The organism is Stenotrophomonas sp. 3(2025), assembly GCF_052665395.1.
Genome location: NZ_JBQOIF010000052.1, coordinates 1 through 414, shown reverse-complemented (window position 1 = coordinate 414; position 414 = coordinate 1). Strand labels below are relative to the sequence as shown.

General features: G+C 80.4%; 1 protein-coding gene. It reads left to right on the top strand.

Going from position 1 to position 414, the window contains the following annotated elements; translation table 11 throughout:
• Positions 1 to 217: 217 nt before the first annotated feature.
• Positions 218 to 414, top strand: a 197-nt coding sequence (locus tag ACUXVE_RS20055) for a hypothetical protein (protein WP_445515021.1), incomplete at its 3' end; no start/stop codon positions are given.

Genomic DNA, 414 nt, shown 5'->3' with positions numbered 1-414 from the left:
CCCCCCCCGCCGCCCCACCCCCCCCCCCCCCCCCCCCCCCCCCCCCCACCCGCCGCCGCATCCCCGCCACCCCCCACCCTGACCCCCCCGGCCCACACCCCCCACCCCCACCACCCCGCCCCGCGGCGCCCCGCCACCCGCCGCCGCGGCCGGCCCTCGCCACGACCGCCCGCCTCCAGCGGTTCCGCGGGTCCGCGCCGGCCCCCAGCACCGCGACTTGCTCGCACACCTTGACCTGGCGCTGCCCGAGGGCCAGCAGTCATTCTGGCCCGAGCTGGTCGGCGCCGCTACCGGCCCGATGCGCACGCTCCTCAGCATCGTCTCCGAGCAGGCCGCGCAGATCGCCACGCTTGAGCGCGAGGCCGGCGCGCTCCGCCGCATCGACGACGGCGGAGACATCCTTGTACGCGCCGG